The sequence below is a fragment of the Exiguobacterium alkaliphilum 12/1 genome, from assembly GCF_000714435.1.
In the GTDB taxonomy this organism is placed as follows: Bacteria; Bacillota; Bacilli; order Exiguobacteriales; family Exiguobacteriaceae; genus Exiguobacterium; species Exiguobacterium alkaliphilum.
Genome location: NZ_JJMW01000002.1, coordinates 1 through 20,237, shown reverse-complemented (window position 1 = coordinate 20,237; position 20,237 = coordinate 1). Strand labels below are relative to the sequence as shown.

At 55.1% G+C, this 20,237-nt stretch carries 22 protein-coding genes; 18 read left to right on the top strand and 4 right to left on the bottom strand.

All coding sequences use genetic code 11. The features are described 5' to 3' along the window. Positions 1-34: 34 nt before the first annotated feature. Together RT52_RS17795 and RT52_RS17790 are read right to left on the bottom strand one after the other, a co-directional pair. Positions 35-1,480 carry a nicotinate phosphoribosyltransferase gene (locus RT52_RS17795; protein ID WP_034809062.1) on the bottom strand — a complete coding sequence of 482 codons (1,446 nt, stop codon included), beginning with the start codon at positions 1,478-1,480 and terminating at the stop codon, positions 35-37. Between the two features lie 24 nt (positions 1,481-1,504). After that, a complete protein-coding gene (locus tag RT52_RS17790) occupies positions 1,505-2,038 on the bottom strand; it encodes a cysteine hydrolase family protein (RefSeq protein WP_034814295.1) in 534 nt (177 codons plus the stop codon). A 139-nt stretch (positions 2,039-2,177) separates the two neighbouring features. Between RT52_RS17790 and RT52_RS17785 the strand changes: the two genes are divergently transcribed. Genes RT52_RS17785 through RT52_RS17775 form a run of 3 tightly spaced genes read left to right on the top strand, consistent with a single transcriptional unit; the run spans position 2,178 to position 3,280 of the window. Continuing rightward, complete coding sequence (locus RT52_RS17785) at positions 2,178-2,453, top strand: 4a-hydroxytetrahydrobiopterin dehydratase (protein ID WP_034814293.1); 276 nt, start codon at positions 2,178-2,180, stop codon at positions 2,451-2,453. After that, positions 2,446-2,928, top strand: a complete 483-nt coding sequence (locus tag RT52_RS17780) for a hypothetical protein (RefSeq protein WP_245175433.1) — start codon at positions 2,446-2,448, stop codon at positions 2,926-2,928. Before RT52_RS17785 ends, RT52_RS17780 begins: the two co-directional genes overlap by 8 nt. 34 nt (positions 2,929-2,962) lie before the next feature. Next, complete coding sequence (locus RT52_RS17775; protein WP_034809073.1) at positions 2,963-3,280, top strand: hypothetical protein; 318 nt, start codon at positions 2,963-2,965, stop codon at positions 3,278-3,280. 35 nt (positions 3,281-3,315) lie between these two features. On the opposite strand, the gene RT52_RS17770 is transcribed toward RT52_RS17775, so the two are convergent. Beyond that, positions 3,316-3,768 (bottom strand): YusW family protein, encoded by a 453-nt coding sequence (locus RT52_RS17770; protein WP_051690219.1) that lies wholly within the window; start codon positions 3,766-3,768, stop codon positions 3,316-3,318. Between the two features lie 172 nt (positions 3,769-3,940). Between RT52_RS17770 and argC the strand changes: the two genes are divergently transcribed. From argC to argF, 7 genes are read left to right on the top strand one after another with little or no spacing between them, the layout of a single operon-like run. After that, positions 3,941-4,966 carry an N-acetyl-gamma-glutamyl-phosphate reductase gene (gene argC / locus RT52_RS17765; protein ID WP_034814289.1) on the top strand — a complete coding sequence of 342 codons (1,026 nt, stop codon included), beginning with the start codon at positions 3,941-3,943 and terminating at the stop codon, positions 4,964-4,966. Positions 4,967-4,976: 10 nt separating this feature from the next. After that, positions 4,977-6,194, top strand: a complete 1,218-nt coding sequence (gene argJ, locus RT52_RS17760) for a bifunctional glutamate N-acetyltransferase/amino-acid acetyltransferase ArgJ (RefSeq protein WP_034814287.1) — start codon at positions 4,977-4,979, stop codon at positions 6,192-6,194. Beyond that, positions 6,191-6,970, top strand: coding sequence for an acetylglutamate kinase (gene argB / locus RT52_RS17755; RefSeq protein ID WP_034814285.1), 780 nt, complete (start codon positions 6,191-6,193; stop codon positions 6,968-6,970). Before argJ ends, argB begins: the two co-directional genes overlap by 4 nt. Beyond that, a complete protein-coding gene (locus RT52_RS17750) occupies positions 6,930-8,075 on the top strand; it encodes an acetylornithine transaminase (protein WP_034814283.1) in 1,146 nt (381 codons plus the stop codon). The genes argB and RT52_RS17750 overlap by 41 nt, the downstream gene beginning before the upstream one ends. Continuing rightward, a complete protein-coding gene (locus tag RT52_RS17745; RefSeq protein ID WP_034814281.1) occupies positions 8,072-9,121 on the top strand; it encodes a carbamoyl phosphate synthase small subunit in 1,050 nt (349 codons plus the stop codon). The genes RT52_RS17750 and RT52_RS17745 overlap by 4 nt, the downstream gene beginning before the upstream one ends. Beyond that, complete coding sequence (gene carB / locus RT52_RS17740; protein ID WP_034814279.1) at positions 9,114-12,134, top strand: carbamoyl-phosphate synthase (glutamine-hydrolyzing) large subunit; 3,021 nt, start codon at positions 9,114-9,116, stop codon at positions 12,132-12,134. The genes RT52_RS17745 and carB overlap by 8 nt, the downstream gene beginning before the upstream one ends. Beyond that, complete coding sequence (gene argF / locus RT52_RS17735) at positions 12,131-13,057, top strand: ornithine carbamoyltransferase (RefSeq protein ID WP_034814278.1); 927 nt, start codon at positions 12,131-12,133, stop codon at positions 13,055-13,057. Before carB ends, argF begins: the two co-directional genes overlap by 4 nt. Before the next feature lie 40 nt (positions 13,058-13,097). Here argF and RT52_RS17730 read toward each other — a convergent pair whose 3' ends face one another. After that, positions 13,098-13,823 carry a rhomboid family intramembrane serine protease gene (locus tag RT52_RS17730; RefSeq protein ID WP_034808713.1) on the bottom strand — a complete coding sequence of 242 codons (726 nt, stop codon included), beginning with the start codon at positions 13,821-13,823 and terminating at the stop codon, positions 13,098-13,100. A gap of 63 nt (positions 13,824-13,886) precedes the next feature. Between RT52_RS17730 and acpS the strand changes: the two genes are divergently transcribed. The 8 genes from acpS (at position 13,887) to RT52_RS17690 (ending at position 19,992) form a co-directional block, all read left to right on the top strand. After that, on the top strand, positions 13,887-14,258 hold the full coding sequence (gene acpS, locus RT52_RS17725; RefSeq protein WP_034814276.1) for a holo-ACP synthase: 372 nt from the start codon (positions 13,887-13,889) through the stop codon (positions 14,256-14,258). Beyond that, on the top strand, positions 14,242-15,318 hold the full coding sequence (gene alr / locus RT52_RS17720) for an alanine racemase (RefSeq protein WP_034814275.1): 1,077 nt from the start codon (positions 14,242-14,244) through the stop codon (positions 15,316-15,318). Before acpS ends, alr begins: the two co-directional genes overlap by 17 nt. A gap of 132 nt (positions 15,319-15,450) precedes the next feature. Continuing rightward, complete coding sequence (locus tag RT52_RS17715) at positions 15,451-15,729, top strand: hypothetical protein (RefSeq protein WP_034780874.1); 279 nt, start codon at positions 15,451-15,453, stop codon at positions 15,727-15,729. Between the two features lie 5 nt (positions 15,730-15,734). After that, a complete protein-coding gene (locus RT52_RS17710) occupies positions 15,735-16,085 on the top strand; it encodes a type II toxin-antitoxin system PemK/MazF family toxin (protein ID WP_016510516.1) in 351 nt (116 codons plus the stop codon). A 140-nt stretch (positions 16,086-16,225) separates the two neighbouring features. After that, positions 16,226-16,552 carry an STAS domain-containing protein gene (locus RT52_RS17705; protein WP_034808704.1) on the top strand — a complete coding sequence of 109 codons (327 nt, stop codon included), beginning with the start codon at positions 16,226-16,228 and terminating at the stop codon, positions 16,550-16,552. Then, positions 16,549-17,025: an anti-sigma B factor RsbW gene (gene rsbW, locus RT52_RS17700; RefSeq protein WP_034814273.1), complete on the top strand. Its 477-nt coding sequence runs from the start codon at positions 16,549-16,551 to the stop codon at positions 17,023-17,025. Before RT52_RS17705 ends, rsbW begins: the two co-directional genes overlap by 4 nt. Continuing rightward, positions 16,991-17,791, top strand: a complete 801-nt coding sequence (gene sigB, locus RT52_RS17695) for an RNA polymerase sigma factor SigB (RefSeq protein ID WP_034814271.1) — start codon at positions 16,991-16,993, stop codon at positions 17,789-17,791. Before rsbW ends, sigB begins: the two co-directional genes overlap by 35 nt. A gap of 71 nt (positions 17,792-17,862) precedes the next feature. Continuing rightward, positions 17,863-19,992, top strand: a complete 2,130-nt coding sequence (locus tag RT52_RS17690) for a Tex family protein (protein ID WP_034814269.1) — start codon at positions 17,863-17,865, stop codon at positions 19,990-19,992. Positions 19,993-20,237: the final 245 nt, after the last annotated feature.

The following is a 20,237-nucleotide window of genomic DNA, read 5'->3' as shown; positions in this document are numbered from 1 at the left end:
TTAGAACTGGCTAGTTATGTCCCAGCCTCTTCTTTTATTTCGGGATTCGCGTCTGGCGAATCATCTCGAGTTTCAAATCCCATAACGGTTTGCTGAACGTCACCGAATACACTTCCGGCAGACGGAGTCGCTTGTACTCTTCCCATAAGCCGTTCATCTGCTCACGGTGATAGTCGCGAATCTCTTTCGCGCTCGGGAGCGTATAGACGCGCTCGCCGTCTAAGAAGATCGGTTCGAGCAAGCGCTTGACGCTGAAGTTGCGTGTTTTGATTTTGAACGCCGGGTCGCGCACGTCGATGAGGTCGATCTCGGAATACGTCTCGACCGGCTCATCCGACAAGGCGATATAGTCACCTTTGAATTTCTTCGTCTCGTTGTCGATGATGCGATACAGTTCTTTCTTGTGTGGGGTCGTCGTCTTCACTTTCGAAGAGGACACTTTGATGACCGGCTTCAACGTGCCGTCTTTGTCTTCACGGGCGACGAGTTTATACACCATGCCGAGGGCCGGTTGCTCATAGGCGGTGATGCCACGCGTCCCGACGAGGAACGTGTCGGCCTCAGCCCCTTGCATCCGCAAGTCTTGGATGACGTATTCGTCCAGGTCGCCGGAGACGACGATTTTGACGTAGTCAAGACCCGCTTCGTTGAGTGCCTTCCGGGCCCGTTTCGACAAGTAGGCCAAGTCACCGGAGTCGAGGCGGACCGATTTCAAGCGGTATCCGTTTGCCTCGAGTTCTTTCGCGACGGTAATCGCGTTCGGGAGTCCCGACTTGAGCGTGTCGTACGTGTCAATCAACAGGCTCGTATTGTCCGGGTACATCGAGGCGAACGAGCGGAACGCCGTCAATTCATCGTCGTGGAATTGGATATCGGCATGTTCCATCGTCCCGCCGGTCGGTACATCGAAATCACGGCCGGCCGAAACGAGACTCGTCACGTCAAACCCGGCGATATATGCGGCCCGTGTGCCATAATACGCGGCGTCGACTCCTTGGGCACGGCGAGCGCCGCCTTCGAGCAACGTCTCGTTCGGTGCCGCTTGGCGAATCCGGGCGTATTTCGTCGCGATGAGCGATTCATGGTTGGCGATGTTCAAGAACGCCGTCTGGAACAGTTTCGCCTCAAAGATGGTCGACTCGATTCGGACGACTTGTTCGTGCGGGAAGATAATCTCCCCTTCACGGACGCTGTAGAGTGAGCCCGTGAATTTGAAGTTACGCAGTACGTCCGCGAACTCGTCCTCGAAGTCGAGCTGCTCTTTCAAATAAGTGATGTCTTCCTCGGTGAACGAGACGTTCTCCAAGTAGTGGACGATGTTTTGTAACCCGGCAAAGACGACGTAGCCGCCGCTGAACGGGTTCGAGCGATAGTATAAATCGAAGACGACTTTTTCATTGTGACGTCCTTGTTTCCAGTAGATGTACATCCAACGTGGGAGGTACAGGTCCGTGTGAAGCGCTAAATTCCGATGTAACATAGTGAATTCCTTTCTGATTTCGTGTCACTTCCCGGTAACGGTCGCTCCGAGTGTCGTGACAAAATGTTCGAGCGCCCATTCATGGCCGATCGGGTTGAAGCTTTGGACGGCGTCCGCGTGGATGACCATCTTGTAGCCGAGGTTGTAGGCGTCTACCGCTGTATGCAAGACGCAAATGTCGGTACACACACCGACGAGATGGATTTCGGTGATGCCTCGTTCCCGTAGACGAAGGTCGAGGTCGGTCCCGGCGAAGGCGCTGTATCGCGTCTTATCGATCCAATGGTCGGCCTGTTCAGCTGCTTTTTTGACGGCGCCGTATAGGTCGCGCCCTTCTGTTCCGCGGATGTTGTGGGGCGGGAAGAGTGTCGTTTCCGGGTGATACGTGTCACCGGCGTCGTGCACATCGTTCGCGATGACGACGTAATCTTCGGGCGAAAACGCCTCGATCAACTGAACGATTCGTTCTTCTATATCTTGCCCGGGTTTTCCACAAGTCAAACGACCCGTGTCTGCGATAAAATCGAACGTGTAGTCAATGACGATCAATGCGCGCATAGGAGGTCTCCTCTCAAGTGCAAAATAGTTGGCTATCCTTCTTATTCTAAATCATTTTGCATGATGCGAAAAAGATTATTTTTCGCCTGTGTCGGGTAGTAGGTGTAAGTAGAACTGTAAGCGAAAGGGGAATGGACCGATGCTGTTGTCATCTACCGAACTATCGGAACAATTGTCGCGCTTGAACGGGTGGGACGTCGTCGAAGGGGAACTCCAGAAGACGTATCGTCTCGACACGTTCCCGGAGGCGATTCAATTCGTGCACCTCGTCGCCGACTTGGCCGAGTCGCTCAATCATCATCCGAACATCTTAATCGAGTATCGCAACGTCACGCTCACCGTGTCGACGCACGACGAAGGGGGCATCACGGAGAAAGACATCATGCTCGCGAAAGGGTGTGAGGAACTTGTCTAACCTGTATATGACGTTCGCCTCTGGTAGCGTCGCCGACCGGTTCCGGGAAAACCCGGACGTGCTCGTCGCGAGCGGCAATGAGACGATTTTACTCGCGGAAGGGGACAAGTCTCCGTTCCAAAGCGGAAAGACGTTCCGCATCGAAGAAGCGGAAGGACAATTCGCGTCGAAAGGGAATATTGTCTATGCGAACGTCCCCGTCGACTCGAATGCACGCTCGCTCTTGTTTCATCGTCTGTTGACTGAAAAATCACGTCTTGGGGCCGGGCACGATGGCTTCACGGCGTATCGTCTCGGCGTCGACCCGGACGACAATCACGGCATCGTGCTCATCCAATTCGCCGAGGCCGGCAACAAGTTCCGTGACTCGACAGACTATGTCCTATTTCAAGAATGGCTGAAAGATGCCGTCGAACAAAAAGGTGCAGGTCCGATCATAAAACACTATGTCGTCACGGAAGCGGATAACCTATAATAAAAGATAACGTCACGTTAGGGGAGGATTTTTAATGAACAAGAACTACTTTTGGATGGGTATGGCCGCTGGAGCCATCATCGGAGCAGGTGCGTCACTTCTCCATCGCGAGACACGCGAGCAACAAGTTCGTCAGTTGAAAGGCTTAAAATCACGCGTGAAGTCAGCGGACACATCGACACAAGCGCATTCGGTCGGCTTGCAAGCGTCACCGAAAGGTAGCTTGAAAGACCGCGTCATGGATTTGAAGGCGCTCTATGAAGAGAACCAAGACACAATCCAAAACCTCGTGGAAGACGTAAAAGATTTGATGGACGCGCTTCAAGAGGCACGTCACAAAAACCAACTCTAATACAAATGGCCAAGCGGACTCCGCTTGGCCATTTGTTATTCTTGCTTATATTCTTTCTCGGTTCCGTCCGTGAACGTGACGTCCGCCTCGATTTTTTCAGCATCGTCCGCGATGTTAAACGCTGCCTTGATTTGATTCAACACTTCCTCGTCCGGTGTGTCTTGGTCGAAGTTCAATTGACCGAAGACCGGATCGAGTTCTTGCATCGCTTCGTCCCCGCGCAAGTTCTGGTCATCCTCTTTCCGTTCATACGAAGCCTCGGTCGAATTGTTCTCAACCTCATAATCGACTTTGATGGCGTCATCAACGTCCGCATAGTCGACTTCAAGTTCGAACTTGTCGAACGTATACATGGAGTTGTTCTCCGTATTCGCCTCGTCTTCGACCGGTGCGTCACTCGGTTGGTTCGTGACTTCGTCAGACGAGCCGCATCCTGTAATCAAAAAGAGTGATGCCGTGATCGGTAGTGTCCATTTCAAACGTTTCATCAACAAATTCCTCCTCTATGTTTCGCATAATTTTTCCATTCCCCTAACGTGAAAAAACTATTCGTCATTCGACCGATTCCACATCGCTTTGTACACTTTGTATAAAAATACAATTGACAGTATAAATATGCGTATGGTTTAATCGGATTATTCTTTTGAGGAGGTACGACAGATGATCACGTGTGGAATCGTCGGTGTGACGGGATACGCCGGCATGGAACTATTGAAATTGATTTCGGCGCATCCGCGCTTACAAGTGACGTGCGTGATGAGCGACTCGAGTGCGGGGCTGCGCCTCTCTGACTTGTATCCGTGGATGGAGACGGGCGCGTTGACGCTCGAACCGTTCAAACCGGAGAAGTTGAACCAGCTTGACGTCTTGTTCCTCGCGACGCCGAGCGGGGTGTCGGCTCGATACATTGAACAGCTGGACGCGTTCGAAGGCGTCGTCGTCGACTTGAGCGGTGACTTGCGCCTTACGGGTGAGGTGTACGCGACGTGGTACGGCAAAGCGCCTGTCCATGCCGACACACAGGCGAAGGCCGTTTACGGGTTGACGGAATGGAACCGTGAATCCGTGCGGACGGCGAGATGGATCTCAAACCCTGGCTGTTACGCGACGGCCGTGTCGCTCGGTCTCCTGCCGTTTCTGACAGACGGATTGATTGAGCCGGACGAGGTGATCGTCTCGGCCTGCTCGGGCATCACCGGTGCCGGCAAAGCTTTGAGCACGAAGACGCATCACGCTCGCTCGAATGAGAACGTACAGCTATACAAGATTCACACGCATCAACACATCCCAGAGATTGAACAGACGATTCACCAAATGACAGGCGTTGAGGCGACCGTCTCGCTTTCCACGCACCTCTTACCAATCAACCGCGGCATCATGGCGACGATGCATGTCGTCCCGACGATTGATCAGACGGAAACGGAATGGATTGATCTATTGAGTCGTGCGTACAGACAAGAGCCGTTCATTCGCGTGCAACAAGGGGAGCCTGAGATTCGGACGGCCGTCGGGTCGAACTATTGTGATCTCTGGGTGTATAAAGACGACCGGACCGGACGGCTCACCATCGTCTCGGTCATCGACAACATGCAAAAAGGGGCAGCCGGACAGGCGATTCAAAACGTCAACGTCCGGTTCGGATTCAATGAAGCGCTCGGGCTAAGCACCCAACCACAATACATATAGGAGGGATGACATGACAGATTTAACGATGAGTCCACCGGTGAGTCTCGTCTCACCGAAAGGGTTTCACGCGACAGGCGTACATGCCGGATTGAAACGAAAACGCAAAGACTTGGCGCTGCTCGTCTGTGAACAACTAGCGAGCGCGGCGGCCGTCTACACGACCAATCAATTTCAAGCGGCGCCGATTCAAGTGACGAAACAGACGCTACAAGCATCAAACGGAAAGATTCGCGCCGTCCTCGTCAACAGCGGGAACGCGAACGCCTGCACCGGCGACCAAGGATTGACGGACGCCTATGCGATGCGAGCGAAAGCAGCCGCGCATTTAGGGATTGAAGCTGATGAAGTCGCGATCGCTTCGACTGGGGTCATCGGGCAACTGTTGCCGATGGACACGCTTTTAGCCGGAATCGAATTGTTGACGCCTGAGCCGGATGCGGCACAGGCCGGGGCGTTCGCTGAAGCAATTTTAACGACAGACACCGGAGTGAAGACGACCGGGGTCCGTTACGCGGATGGCGATACGTTCGTGACGGTCGCCGGGGTCGCCAAAGGCTCCGGTATGATTCATCCGAACATGGCGACGATGCTCGGGTTCGTGACAACCGATGCCGTCATCGCGCCAGAATTGTTACACGTCGCACTGAAACAAAGCGTTGACGCCTCGTTCAATAACATCACCGTCGACGGGGACAGTTCGACGAATGACATGGTGCTCGTCATGGCGAGCGGCGCTTCCGACACAGAAGAAATCAAGGCGGGAACGGACGCGTATCATCAATTCACAAAAGCGTTGACGGACGTTTGCACGGACCTCGCCAAACAAATCGCACGTGACGGGGAAGGTGCGACGACGCTAATTGAAGTCAACGTCGTCGGGGCGAAGACGGACGAGACGGCCCGCATCATCGCGAAACAGGTCGTCGGATCCTCGCTTGTGAAGACAGCGGTCTATGGCAAAGATGCGAACTGGGGACGTATCATCGCGGCCGTCGGGGCGACGAAAGAACCGATTGACGTCGGTCGGGTCGACATCCAGATCGGCTCTCAACTTGTCTTATCGAAAAGTGTGCCGGTCTGGTTCGACGAGACACTCGCCTCGGCGGAGATGGGACAAGACGTCGTCGCAATCCGGATCGATTTGAACGACGGAACGGGAACGGGCAGCGCCTATGGCTGCGACCTCACGTACGATTACGTCAAAATCAATGCGAGTTATCGGACATGAGCGAGCGGAAAGTCGTCAAGCTCGGTGGGAGCGTCTGGGACACGCTTCATCACGACTACTTTACAGAGTGGAAAGAATGGGTTGAAGCCGGAAATGAACTCATCTTACTTCACGGTGGGGGACCGAGATTGTCGGCTTACTGTGAGAGCCAACAAATCAAGCCCGTCTTTCAAAACGGACGTCGCGTGACAACGGAGGACGTGTTGACCGGGGCGACACGTGTCCTCGCGGGGGAGATGCAAACGGAAATCGTGACGGCGCTCGGTCGGTCTGATATGAATGCGGTCGGATTATCGGGTGTCGACGGACGGATGCTCACTGGGCGTCAAATCAAAGAACTCGGGGCCGTCGGTGAAGTCGAGACCGTTGATGTGTCGTTGATTGAGCTACTCGTTCAAAACCACTACGTGCCGGTCGTGACGTCGATTCTGTTCGGAACAAACGGCGCCCTGAACTGTAACGGGGACGATTGTGCTGTCGCCGTCGCCTGTGCGCTTAAAGCCGATCACTTCGAGATGATCACCGACGTGCCGGGTATTCGAATCAACGGTACGGTTCAACAGACGCTGACCGTCGATGCGATGCAACAGGCGATTGAGTCGGGAGCAATATACGGGGGCATGATTCCAAAGACAGAGGCGCTCCGCTCCGCACTAGACGGGGGGGTGGCGCTTGCCATCATTCGAGACGGGAACGACCCGACAGCAACCGGGACACAACTAAAGGAGGGACATGATGAGCGCACTACTTCCCACATATGGGCAACGAGCCATTGAGATTAAACAGGCAGACGGATCGTACGTGACGGACACGACGGGGAAACAGTACCTCGATTTCGTCATGGGCATCGCCGTCTGTAACACCGGACATCGCCATCCTGCCGTCCTTGAAAAGATCGAGGCACAGCTTGGCAACGTTTGGCATACGTCCAATCTATATGCGATTAGCGGGCAGGAACGTGTGGCGGAGAAACTCGTCGCCGGTACACATTTGACGCGCGCCTTCTTCTGTAACAGCGGGACAGAGGCGAACGAGGCGGCGTTCAAGCTGATTCGGAAATGGACGGGCAAGACGAAAATCGTCTCGTTCACGAAATCGTTTCACGGCCGGACGTTCGCGATGCTCGGGGCGACCGGGCAAGACAAAGTGAAGGCCGGTTTCGGGCCGATGGTGCCGGACTTCGTCCATGCACCGTTCAACGACAGCGCGGCACTCGACTTCATCGATGACGAGACGGCGGCCGTCTGGCTCGAAGTCGTCCAAGGGGAAGGTGGCGTCGTCGTCGGTGACGTCGCATGGTTCGCGGCATTGCAAGCGAAAGCGGATGAACATGGGGTCAAAGTGGTGATCGATGAGGTGCAGACCGGGATCGCCCGAACCGGCACCCGATACGCGTTCGAACAGACTCCGCTCAAGCCGGACGTCGTGACTCTCGCGAAAGGGCTCGGGAGCGGTTTTCCTGTCGGTGCGCTCGTAACGGCACCTGGGGCAGAAGCCGTATTTGAAGCCGGTAGCCACGGGTCGACGTTTGGCGGCAATCCGCTCGCCATGGCCGCGGCCGAGGCGACGCTCGATGTGTTATTCGAGGATGCGGCGCTGGCTCACGTCCAAGCGATGGGCGCATACTTCAAGTCGGGTCTTGAGCGTTTCGTCGATGGGGACACGTTCATTGACGTGCGCGGACTCGGGCTCATGCTCGGACTCGTCGCAACAAAACCAGTGGCCGATTTGATCAATCGACTACGGGATGCAGGGCTCCTCGTCGTCGCAGCCGGACCGGATGTGATTCGGTTCTTGCCGTCACTTTTCGTCAGTCAACAAGAAATCGATGAGGCGCTCGCCATCATCGAACAGGTCGTCACAAAGGAGATGGTGCAATGAACGGGACATTGACGTTACAAAACGGGATGACGTTTCACGGGACATGGGAGACGAGTGCCCGGCTCGGTAAAGGGGAAGTCGTCTTTTTCACCGGGATGACCGGGTATCAAGAAGTGTTGACGGACCCATCGTACGCCGGACAAGTCATCGTCTTCACGTATCCGCTCATCGGACAATATGGTCTCGAGGCCGGTGCGTCTGAAAGTGTGGATATCCAAGTCGCTGGCGTAATCGTCCAGACGCTCACAGGAAACGGACAGTCAAACGAGTTAAAAGACTGGTTGGAACAAGCGGGAATTCCCGTCTTGTCTGGAATTGATACGCGCACGCTCGTCCATACGCTCCGCCAGGAAGGTGATCAGTGGGGGCTCCTGGCGATGAATTCGAACGGGCAAGTCGAAGGCGACTTCTTACAAATCACGGAGACGGTCACGACCGCGAAGCCGGTCCAACTCGGAACGAATCAAAAAGGACACATCGTCTGTCTCGACTTCGGGGTGAAGTCGTCGATGGTCGAGGCGATGCTCGCACGCGGCTATGGCGTCACGACCGTACCATACGATACGCCGGCGGAAGCGATTCATCGTTTGAAACCGGACGGGGTGCTCGTCTCGAACGGACCGGGCGACCCGCGTGATTTGATGGACCGGATTGAGACGGTCCGCGAGGTGGCGCTTCGCTATCCGACGCTTGGGATTTGTATGGGACATCAACTCATCGCACTCTCGTTCGGGGCATCGATTGAGAAGCAGACGTACGGGCACCGGGGTTCAAACCATCCGGTACGAAACGTCCAAACGGGCGAGGTGTGGATGACGTCACAAAACCATGGGTACGTCGTCACGCGCGACAGTCTCGAACGGACACCGCTCGAGCTGTTGTTCGAGAACGTGAACGACTTGTCCGTAGAGGGGACGACACATCCGACGGCACCGATTTTGACGGCGCAGTTCCATCCAGAAGCAAGCCCGGGACCGAAAGAGGCGCAGGCGTTATTCGATCAATTCGATGAAATGATTCAACAAGGGGTGAACGTATATGCATAAGAAAGTGCTCGTCATCGGCTCCGGTCCGATTATCATCGGGCAAGCGGCCGAGTTCGATTATTCAGGTACGCAAGCGTGTCAGGCGCTTCGGGAAGCGGGATGCGAGGTCGTCTTGTTCAACTCGAACCCGGCGACGATCATGACCGACCCGGGTATGGCCGACAAGACGTATATCGAGGCGATGACGCTCGAAAAGGCCGAGATGATTATCGAAGCCGAACAGCCGACACACCTACTCGCGACCGTCGGTGGACAGACTGCGCTCAATTTGGCGCTCGCGCTCGATGAGGCCGGGGTGCTCGAAAAGCACGGCATCGCCCTGCTCGGGACGTCGCTCGAGACGATCCGTGACGGCGAAGACCGGGAACGCTTCAAGCAGAAGATGCATGAACTCGGGGAACCGCTCCCGGTGAGTACGACGATCGAGACGCTCGACGAGCTCGATGCGTTCATCCAAACAGCTGGAGTCCCGCTCATCGTCCGTCCGGCGTTCACCCTTGGGGGGACGGGAGGTGGCATCGCGACGACCGTCTCGGACGCCTATGAGATGGCGCGGCGCGGACTTGAGGCGAGCCCGATCTCGCAATGTCTCGTCGAAAAGAGTATCGCCGGCTTCAAAGAGTTCGAGTACGAAGTGATGCGTGACGAGAAAGGGACGTGCATCATCGTCTGCAACATGGAAAACATCGACCCGGTCGGGGTGCATACGGGCGACTCGGTCGTCTTTGCTCCGGCACAGACGCTATCGGATACGATGCACCAGACGTTACGGAGTGCAGCGCTTCGGATCGTCTCGAGTCTCGGCGTCGTCGGTGGCTGCAACATCCAGTTTGCCGTTCATCCGACTGAACCGACTTACTACGTCATCGAGGTCAACCCGCGCGTGTCGCGGAGTTCGGCCCTCGCCTCGAAAGCGACCGGCTATCCGATTGCGAAGATCGCGACGCGTCTCGCGCTCGGCGAAGGGTTGGATGATTGCGTGAACCCGGTGACGAACGGCACGATGGCTAGTTTCGAGCCGACGCTTGACTATGTGACGGCGAAAGTGCCGTGCTTCCCATTCGACTTGTTCAAAGGGGCAGACCGCGCCCTCGGTCCCCAGATGAAAGCGACGGGTGAGAGCATGGCGATGGGGAAGACACTTGAAGAGGCGCTTCAAAAAGCGTGGCGTGGTGCCGGGATCGAGCAGGCCCCGCTCTATCCGACATGGATGAAGCGAGCCGATGCGAATGAACTGTGGCAGGAAGTACTCGCCCCGACCGACCGTCGCCTGCACGCCTGTCTCGCGCTCATCGACCGCGGTCTCGCCTCGCGCAGTGAACTCGAGGACAAGACGGGCATCGCGCCGCACTTCATGGCGATGCTCGAGACGCTCGTCACGATGACAAAATCCACCGATTTTTTGACGGAGTCGAACATGTCACAGGCAAAGCGGCTCGGGTTCACCGATGCACAAATCGCCGCCATCTCAGGCATAACAATGGGAGACGTCAAGGAGCTGCGTGCGACGTTCGGCATCCGACCGGTCTATCACATGGTCGACACATGCGCGGCCGAGTTCGAGAGTACGACCCCTTACTTCTACGGGACGTGGCACGGAAAGACGGAAGTGAAGGCGAGTCAGACGCGGAAAGTCGCCGTCATCGGGGCCGGTCCGATACGCATCGGCCAAGGCATCGAGTTCGACTACAGTTCGGTCCATGCCGTCCGGGCACTTCAACAGCAAGGTATCGAGGCCATCATGATCAACAACAACCCGGAGACGGTCTCGACCGACTTCACGGTCGCTGACCGGTTGTATGTCGAGCCGCTCACGCTAGAAGACGTCACACACGTCCTCGAGGCAGAAGGGTGTCGTGACGTCTTAATCCAGTTCGGCGGTCAGACGGGCATCGCGCTCGCGCACGGTCTGGAGGCGGCTGGATATCGCTTGCTCGGCGCCTCGGCTGCCGTCATCGACCAAATGGAAGACCGGGACCGCTTTTATGCGTTTCTTGACGAGATTGACGTCGCGCACATCCCGGGAGAAGAAGTCGGGACTACCGCTGCTCTCTATGAAGCGGTCGACCGGATTGGCTTCCCGTGCGTCGTCCGGCCGTCTTACGTCATCGGTGGGAAAGGGATGCACATCTTGCAATCCGAGGCGGACCTTGCCCGAATCAGTCCAGACCTCGCTTATCCGCTCCTCATCGACCTCTACGTCGCCGGGCGCGAACTTGAGGTCGACTGCGTGACGGACGGGCAGACCGTCTACGTGCCGGCCATCTTGGAACAAATCGAGGCGGCTGGGGTTCATTCCGGGGACTCGACGATGGTCATGCCGCCGGTCGAGACGTCCGAGGCACACCAACGACAGATTGACACGATCACGAAACGAATCGGTCAGGCACTCACATATCGCGGGGCGCTCAACATCCAGTTCGTCTTAAAAGACGACACGATTTACGTGCTTGAAATCAACCCGCGGGCGTCACGGACCGTCCCGATTGTCAGCAAAGTGACTGGTGAACCGCTCATCGAATGGGCGACACGCGCCGCGCTCGGCCATTCGCTTAAAGGCGTCTTACCGGTCGAACGGAAACAACTGACCGGTTATGCGGTGAAGACGCCGATTTTCTCAAGTTTGAAGCTGCCAGGTGTCGACCCGCTCACAGGACCGATCATGCGCTCGACAGGGGAGACGCTTCAATTCAGTCCAATCCCCGTCGTTGCCGAACGGTTCTGTTACGATGCGACGACGACCCGGGTCATGGCGCGACCACAAATCGTGTATGGGGAAGGGTGGGAGACGTTCGGCGAGGTACCGCTCGACGCGACGATTGACTTCCAACACGTCGCCGTCCTCTTCTCGCACGTACCGGCTGAACAAGTGATACGGGAGGCGGCCGTCCGAAACGGCGTCCACGTCATCTCGGAGCAACACCTCGCCCGTTACTATCAAGCGACGGTCGACACGACACCAGTGCCGGTCCGTCCGTTACAGGCGCACACAAAGGAGGAATTACCGTTATGACGACAAAGACGTTCAAACACATGTTGACGCTCGAGGAATTGACACCAACGGATTTAGATGAACTCATTCGCTTGGCGATCGACGTGAAACGACATCCGGACGCGTATGGGACGGCGCTTGCCGGTAAGAAGGTCGCCTTATTGTTTGAGAAGGCGTCCACGCGCACGCGCATTTCGTTCGAGGTCGGGGTCGTCGAGCTTGGCGGCTACCCGCTCTTCTTGAGCGGGAGCGACCTTCAAATCGGACGCGGTGAACCGATCACGGATACGATTCGAGTGATGAGCCGCTACGTCGACGCACTCATGATTCGGACGTACGCCCATGAAACGGTCGAGACGCTCGCGACGGCGGGCTCGATTCCAATCATCAACGGGTTGACGGACACGCATCATCCGTGCCAAGTGCTCGCCGACCTCTTGACGATTGAGGAGACGTTCGGGACGCGCCAAGGGAAAGTGTTGACGTACATCGGTGACGGGAACAACATGGCCCACTCGCTCATGCTTGGCGGTGCCTTGAGCGGAATGCATATCCGCGTCGCCTCGCCGGACGGTTATACGGTCGACGAGACGATTTACAATCAGGCCGTCGCGCTAGCCGAGACGACCGGCGGCAGCGTCACACTCTACGGCGACCCGGCCGAAGCGACGGTGGGCGCACATGTCGTCTATACGGACGTGTTCGCCAGCATGGGGCAAGAAGCGGAGGCGGAAACGCGCCTCGCCCATTTCGCCTCGTTCCAAGTGGACGAAACGTTGATGGCGTCGGCACGGGACGAAGCGATTTTCCTACACTGTCTGCCGGCTCATCGCGGTGAAGAAGTGACGGCGGACGTGATGGACGGCCCGCAGTCGCTCGTCTTCGACCAAGCCGAGAACCGGCTCCATGCCCAAAAAGCACTGATGATTACATTGCTCGCCTAACGAAAAGGAGCTTCGCCGACGACTGGCGAAGCTCCTTTTGTCATAAGAATCGTGCGAACAGGCCGAAGACGGCGAGTCCGATAATCACGTAAAAGATCCATTTCCCTTCACCCGTATGAATGATGGGCGGTACGTACTTGCGCGGCTTGTACTTCCCGTAACGGAGCGGCCGTGAATACGGCACCGTATAGCGCGACAACGGATAGGCGAGCAGGAATCCGGCGAGGAATCCGTACACGTGCCCCCAGAGCGAGACGTTCGAACCGATTAACGTGAAGACGGCACTGATGGCGACGAAGATGTAGACGAGTCGCGCGTCTTGGCTGTAGATGAGCGTCCGACGGAAACGTCCGATGAATACGTAGAAACCGAGGATCGCTAAGATCGCGCCCGAGGCACCGGCCTGAAGATAGAACAGTTGGCTCACGGTAAAGTACGTGAGTAGGTTGGCGAGCGCGCCAGCGACGAGATAAAACAGCGCGAACCGCACATGCCCGACCATGCGTTCCATCGCTGGGCCGAAGATGATGAGCGCGAACGAGTTGAACAGCAAGTGGCCAAGTCCTAGATGGATAAAGTTTGCCGTCAGGAGACGGTACCACTGCCCATCTGCGAGCGCGAGGTGGAACGATCCGCCCCGTGCGACGATCTGAAGTCCCGGCATCAAAGAATCGATGACAAACACGACTAGTTGGATTACAATGAACAGCGTTACGAGCGGGTATGCTCGGATGAACGTTTGAACATTCTCAGTACGACTAAACATAGCATCACCTCTTTCCTTAATTGTATAAGGAAACGAGTGGAAAAGGAAAGGAGCGAGTATCCTGTGATTGTAGGAATCGGCATCGACCTCGTCGAACTCGAGCGCATTGCTCGCTCGATACAGAAGCCGGGGTTCATGGAACGGCTCTTGACCGAGGCGGAACGTGGACTCGCGTCGAACTACCCGGAACAACGCCGCATCGAGTTCGTTGCCGGCCGCTTCGCCGCGAAAGAGGCTTACGCCAAAGCGGTCGGAACGGGCATCGCCCGTGGATTGTCATGGCAACAGATTGAAGTGTTGCCCGACGAGACGGGACGGCCAGTCATGACGGCACCGTCGCCGGGACGGATTCATGTCAGCATTAGCCATAGTGAACAATACGCCGTGGCCCAAGTCATCATTGAAGAGGAGGATTCCGATGTATCGTCCAAGTAAAATTGAAATTGACCGGGCAGCGATTGCGCATAACGTGAGCGAGATTAAGCGTCGCATCCCACAACAATTGATGGCGGTCGTCAAAGCGAACGCGTACGGGCACGGTGCCGTCGAGGTCGCGACGATCGCGCTCGAGAACGGGGCGACGATGCTCGGGGTGGCCTTGCTTGAAGAAGCGATTGAGCTTCGTGAGGCCGGTATCGACGCACCGATCCTCGTCATGGAAGCCCAGTTCCCGGAATATGCGGGCGTCGCGGCGAAACATGACGTCATCCTCTCGGTGTTCTCGGCGGAATGGTTCGAGGAAGCGAAAGCGCATCTTGGTGAACGACCGCTCACCGTCCATGTGAAAGTGGACACCGGCATGGGCCGGCTCGGTCTTCGGACGCGAGAAGAACTTGACGCGCTCCTTGAGGTGGCCGATGACCGTTTCGTCATCGAAGGCATCTATACACATTTTGCGACGGCCGATGAACCGGATAGCGCGCTTTATCACGAGCAACAAGTCCGTTTCGATCGTTTAATGGACGGACTCGGTTCACGCTTCAAGTACATCCATACGTCGAACTCGGCCGGGGCGATTCGGATGGCTGGTGAAGACGTGCCGTATAACCTTGTCCGTGTCGGCATCGCCATCTACGGACTCTACCCGTCAAGCGAGATGGCGTCATTCTACTCCTTTTTGCGGCCGGCGTTCACGCTGAAGAGTAAGCTCATGCAAGTGAAACGGCTCGAGGCCGGGCAGACGATCAGTTATGGGGCGACGTACACGACGACAGAAGATGAGTGGATCGGTACGGTGCCGGTCGGTTATGCGGACGGTTGGATTCGAAAGGCGGGCGGCTTCGCAGTCGACGTCAATGGCAACCGGTGTCCGATTGTCGGGCGGGTATGCATGGACCGTTTCATGATTAAACTGCCGCGAGCATTCCCGGTCGGTACCGACGTGACGCTCGTCGGCGGTCCGGTGCCGATTGACGAATTGGCGGCGCATTTGGAGACGATTAACTATGAGGTCGTCTGTCAGTTGACCGGACGACTGCCGAGACACTATGTGTGAATCAGAAAACGTGTGAAATTATCTGAATTCTTTCTCGAATCCTCTATATTTTCCCAAACTCGCGTGTTATATTGATAAAGAACGCGGGAAAAACATTCCGCCAGTCCATTGAAACGATTCTGGAGGTGTAAGATGTTGAAACAGCGAACAGCGGGTGCATTGGCGTCCGTTCCAGATCGGTTCTCGCAGCATGGGGGTCCGATTTCGATGAAAGATCGTGAATCATTGTCATTGAACGATGTAGTGACGTACTTGTCCAAAGAAATTGCTGATCGACAACAAACACTGCGTGAAGAATTGGCGAGAGGCTATCAAGAGATGGCCGCGTTTAATTTGAATATGGCAGAAGAGATGCTGATGATTGAGACGGAAGCCGAACATGCTCTCTTACGTCAAGTAAGCGGGGTGTGAGCGGAGTGATCGTAAAGCGTGGTGACGTGTTTTATGCGAATCTGTCGCCCGTAGTCGGTTCAGAGCAAGGTGGAGTTCGCCCGGTCCTCGTCATTCAAAACGATATCGGCAATCGCTTTAGCCCGACCGTCATTGTCGCTGCGATTACGGCTCAGATCCAAAAAGCAAAACTGCCGACTCATGTGGAAGTATATCAAGTCAAACACGGACTCGAACGAGACTCAGTGATTTTGCTTGAACAGATTCGAACGATTGATAAACGTCGTCTGACAGACAAGGTCACGCACCTTGATGATGAGACGATGCACAAAGTGGACAGAGCGCTAGAGATTAGTATGGGATTAATCCCTCTCTAGCTTACATATGAACAGAACCGGTACATGGGTATCGGTTTTTTTTCAAAAAAAATTAAAATATAGGTTTAAGATTATGAAATACGGGAATTATTTTTAATCGTACTCAATTTTTCTGTACGCAACTTTAGGAGGGAATAACGATGGATTTAGCGATTCGCGAGCAAGTCATTGGAGATCAATTACACCTTTACGTATCCGGAGAAGTGGATACATATACCGCTCCCAAACTGAAGGAAGTATTGCATCCGGCGATTACGGAGCAAAACGTCGTCGTTCATTTGGATGAAGTGGATTATATGGACTCAACAGGTCTCGGCGTATTCGTCGGCGCCCTTAAAATAGCAACACGCAACGAGAAAGAGTTGTCGCTCGTCGGTGTGACCGACCGCGTCAATCGTCTCTTTGAATTGACAGGCCTTCACAAATTGCTCTCGATTAACACGAACGTAAGAGGTGGCACGCAATGAGTAACATCGAACAGACGGTGATGACGTTCCCGGCCAAACCGGAATATGTCGGTGTGGTCCGTTTAGTCGTGTCAGGAATCGCGAATCGTATGGGATATACGTACGACGAGATCGAAGACATCAAAATCGCGGTCTCGGAAGCTTGCGGCAATGCTGTCCAACATGCATATGACGATCAAGAAGGTGAAGTGAAACTCACGTGCGGCGTTCACACGGATCGTTTAGAAATGACGATTGAAGATTCGGGCAAGACGTTTGCTGACGATGTGAAACGCCAAGCGGCGCCGGTCGAAGAGACGGCTGAAATCGAATCGCTTCACGAAGGAGGACTCGGTCTGTTCCTTATTGAAGCGTTAATGGACGACGTCTCGATCAACAAAGACAATGGTGTCAAAGTGACGATGACGAAACTCCTTAACAGGGACGAGGTGGATCAGAGTGCCAGCAAAATCTCAACAACGCCATCACAGTGATGATGAAGTATTAGAGTGGATTGAACGCTATCAACAGGACGACCAAAACGAGGAAGTCCAGATGCTCTTAATCAATCGCTACTCGGACCTCGTCGAAGCACTCGCGCGCAAGTTCTCCCGGGGCCGGGCCATCCATGATGACCTCGTCCAAGTCGGGATGATCGGACTGCTCGCGGCGCTCCGTCGTTTCGACCCGGAATTCGGACGCAGTTTTGAATCGTTCGCCGTCCCGACCATCATCGGTGAAATCAAGCGATTCATCCGGGACAAGACGTGGAGCGTTCACGTACCACGTCGCATCAAGGAACTCGGGCCGAAGATTAAGAAGACGGTCGAAGAGTTGACGACCGAGCTTCAACGTTCACCGCGCATCGATGAGATTGCCGATTATCTCGGCGTATCCGATGAAGAGATTCTCGAAACGCTCGAGATGGGTAAGAGTTATCAAGCGCTCTCAGTCGATAGCTCGATCGAAGCGGATAACGAAGGAAGCACGGTCACGCTACTCGACCTCGTCGGGAGTCAAGAGCGGGGCTACGAGTCGGTCGACCAACGACTCATTCTCGAAAAAGCGTTCAGCGTGCTGAACGAACGAGAACAGGCGATTTTAGAATGCGCCTACTACAAAAATATGAGTCAAAAAGAGACGGGCGAATTGCTCGGCATCTCGCAGATGCACGTTTCACGCCTTCAGCGTCGTGCCCTCGAGAAGTTGCGAGAAGCCATCAAAGTGCCGCTCAATGAAGTATTTTCTAGCGATGACTGAGGAGTCATCGTTTTTTTGTTGTCTGCTCTTTGCTACACTTCAACTAGAGACTAGAAAAGGAAGTGGTTCAGATGATCACGAAAGTCGCGAAAACGCTACAAGTAAAAGAAAGTCAAGTCGAGACGGTGAGACAACTCGCCGCTGACGGCGCGACGATCCCGTTCATGGCCCGTTACCGTAAGGAGATGACGGGGAACCTCGATGAAGTCGAAATCAAATCGATTCTTGACGCCCTTCAATATGAAGAGAGCTTGCAGAAACGAAAGTCCGACGTGCTCGCGAAATTAGAAGAGCTCGAGAAAGCGACGCCGGAACTCGCACGCGCGCTCGAAGCCGCGACGACGTTGCAACAAGTCGACGACATCTATTTGCCGTACCGACCGAAGCGACGGACGAAAGCCGAGCAAGGCCGCGAGAAGGGGTTGCAACCGCTCGCCGACTGGTATCGCAACCCGTCCGCCTATTCGTTGAAAGACGCACAACAGCTCGCCGGGGACACGCCGCTCGACGAGGCACTGCCGTTCGCCCAAGCAATCATTGGAGAAGAGTGGGGCGAGACGGCGTCACTTCGTCAATCGCTCCGGGCCCGGGTCCGGAAAGAAGCGTTGCTTCGTTCACAAAAGAAAAAGCAGGCGGAAGATGAGAAAGAAGTCTTTTCACAGTATTATGACTACGAGGAAAAAGTCGCCGGGATTGTCCCGCACCGTGTCCTCGCCTTGAACCGTGGAGAGCGGACGGACGTTCTTCAAGTCAAACTCGTGTTTGACGAGACGACGTTCATGAATCAGGCGCTGCGTCCGTTCGAACGACTCCCGGCCGAGAAACGTGAACTCGTCACCGTCGCCATCAAAGAGGCGTATAAAAAGTCAGTATTCCCGGCGATTGAACGCGAGATGCGCAGTGAGTTGACCGAGACGGCCGAAGAACAGGCGATTGACGTCTTCGCCAAAAACTTGAAGCAGCTGTACATGCAACCGCCGCTCCGGGAAGTCGTCGTCCTCGGGATCGACCCGGCGTATCGGACGGGATGCAAATGGGCCGTCGTCAATGAGATCGGAAAAGTCGAAGAAGTCGGAGTCTTCTATCCGACAGCGCCGAAACATGACGTGGCCGGTTCGGAAAAAGTGCTCGCCTCGCTCGTGAAGAAATATCCGATTTCCGTCATCGTCATCGGAAACGGGACTGCGTCACGGGAAACCGAGCAGTTCGTCGCCGACTGGTTGAAGAAAGCCGAGCGTGAGATTGCGTATGCGATCGTCAATGAGGCCGGGGCGAGCGTCTATTCGGCTTCAGAAGTCGCCCGTACCGAATTTCCGGCGCTGAAAGTCGAGGAGCGGTCCGCTGTCTCGATTGCGAGACGGATTCAAGATGCGATGGCCGAACTCGTCAAAGTCGACCCGCAGTCTGTCGGGGTCGGTCAGTATCAGCATGACGTCAGTCAAAATAAACTGAAGGCGTCGCTCGAGTTCGTCGTCGAGAGTGTCGTCAATATGGTTGGGGTCGATGTGAACCGGGCCTCGGAATCGCTTTTGACGTACGTATCGGGCTTGAATAAGACGACGGCGAAAAATATCGTGGCGTATCGCGATGAGTTCGGCCGATTCGACACGCGAAAAGAAATCAAAAAAGTTCCACGCCTTGGAGCCAAGGCGTATGAGCAAGCTGCCGGCTTTTTGCGAATCACGAACGGAAGCGACGTACTCGACCAAACCGAAATTCACCCGGAGAGTTACAAACTGACACTCTCTCTATTGAAGGAACTCGGTGTTTCGAAGCAAGCAGTCGGGACGGCCGAGTTGCGAGACCGATTGAAGACAGTCGATGCGAGTGCGCTCAGTGAAAAGTTGAATGCTGGATTGCCGACAATTGAAGATATCTTGAAGTCGCTCGCGAAACCGGGACGCGATCCGCGTGAGGACATTCAAAAGCCGTTGCTTCGGACGGATGTCATGAACCTAGAAGACCTTCAAGTTGGGATGGAGTTTCAAGGAACGGTCCGAAACGTCATCGACTTCGGGGCGTTCGTCGATATCGGCGTGAAGCAAGATGGGCTCGTCCATATATCGAAACTGTCCAACCGATACGTGAAACATCCGCTCGACGTCGTCGCAGTCGGAGATATCGTGACGGTCTGGATCGAACAAGTCGATGCGAATCGAGGTCGAATCAGCTTGACGATGCTCGCACCAAAGAAGTCATGACGAGCATATAAAGAAGAAAGTCGGGGTTGGGCAAAATGATTTCATTTTGCTCAACTTTTTTTGTGGAAAAGTGTTGACGGTCTTTTCGGACCGTGCTATCTTATAGAAGTCGCCGAGAAACGGCACGCGAAATTAAAGCTTTTCTAAAAAAGTGATTGACAGGTTTCTGGTTTGCGGTTACAATTTAAAGCGTTACTTCGATAAATTCAAGCAACGTTCCGCAATAGCTCAGTGGTAGAGCAACC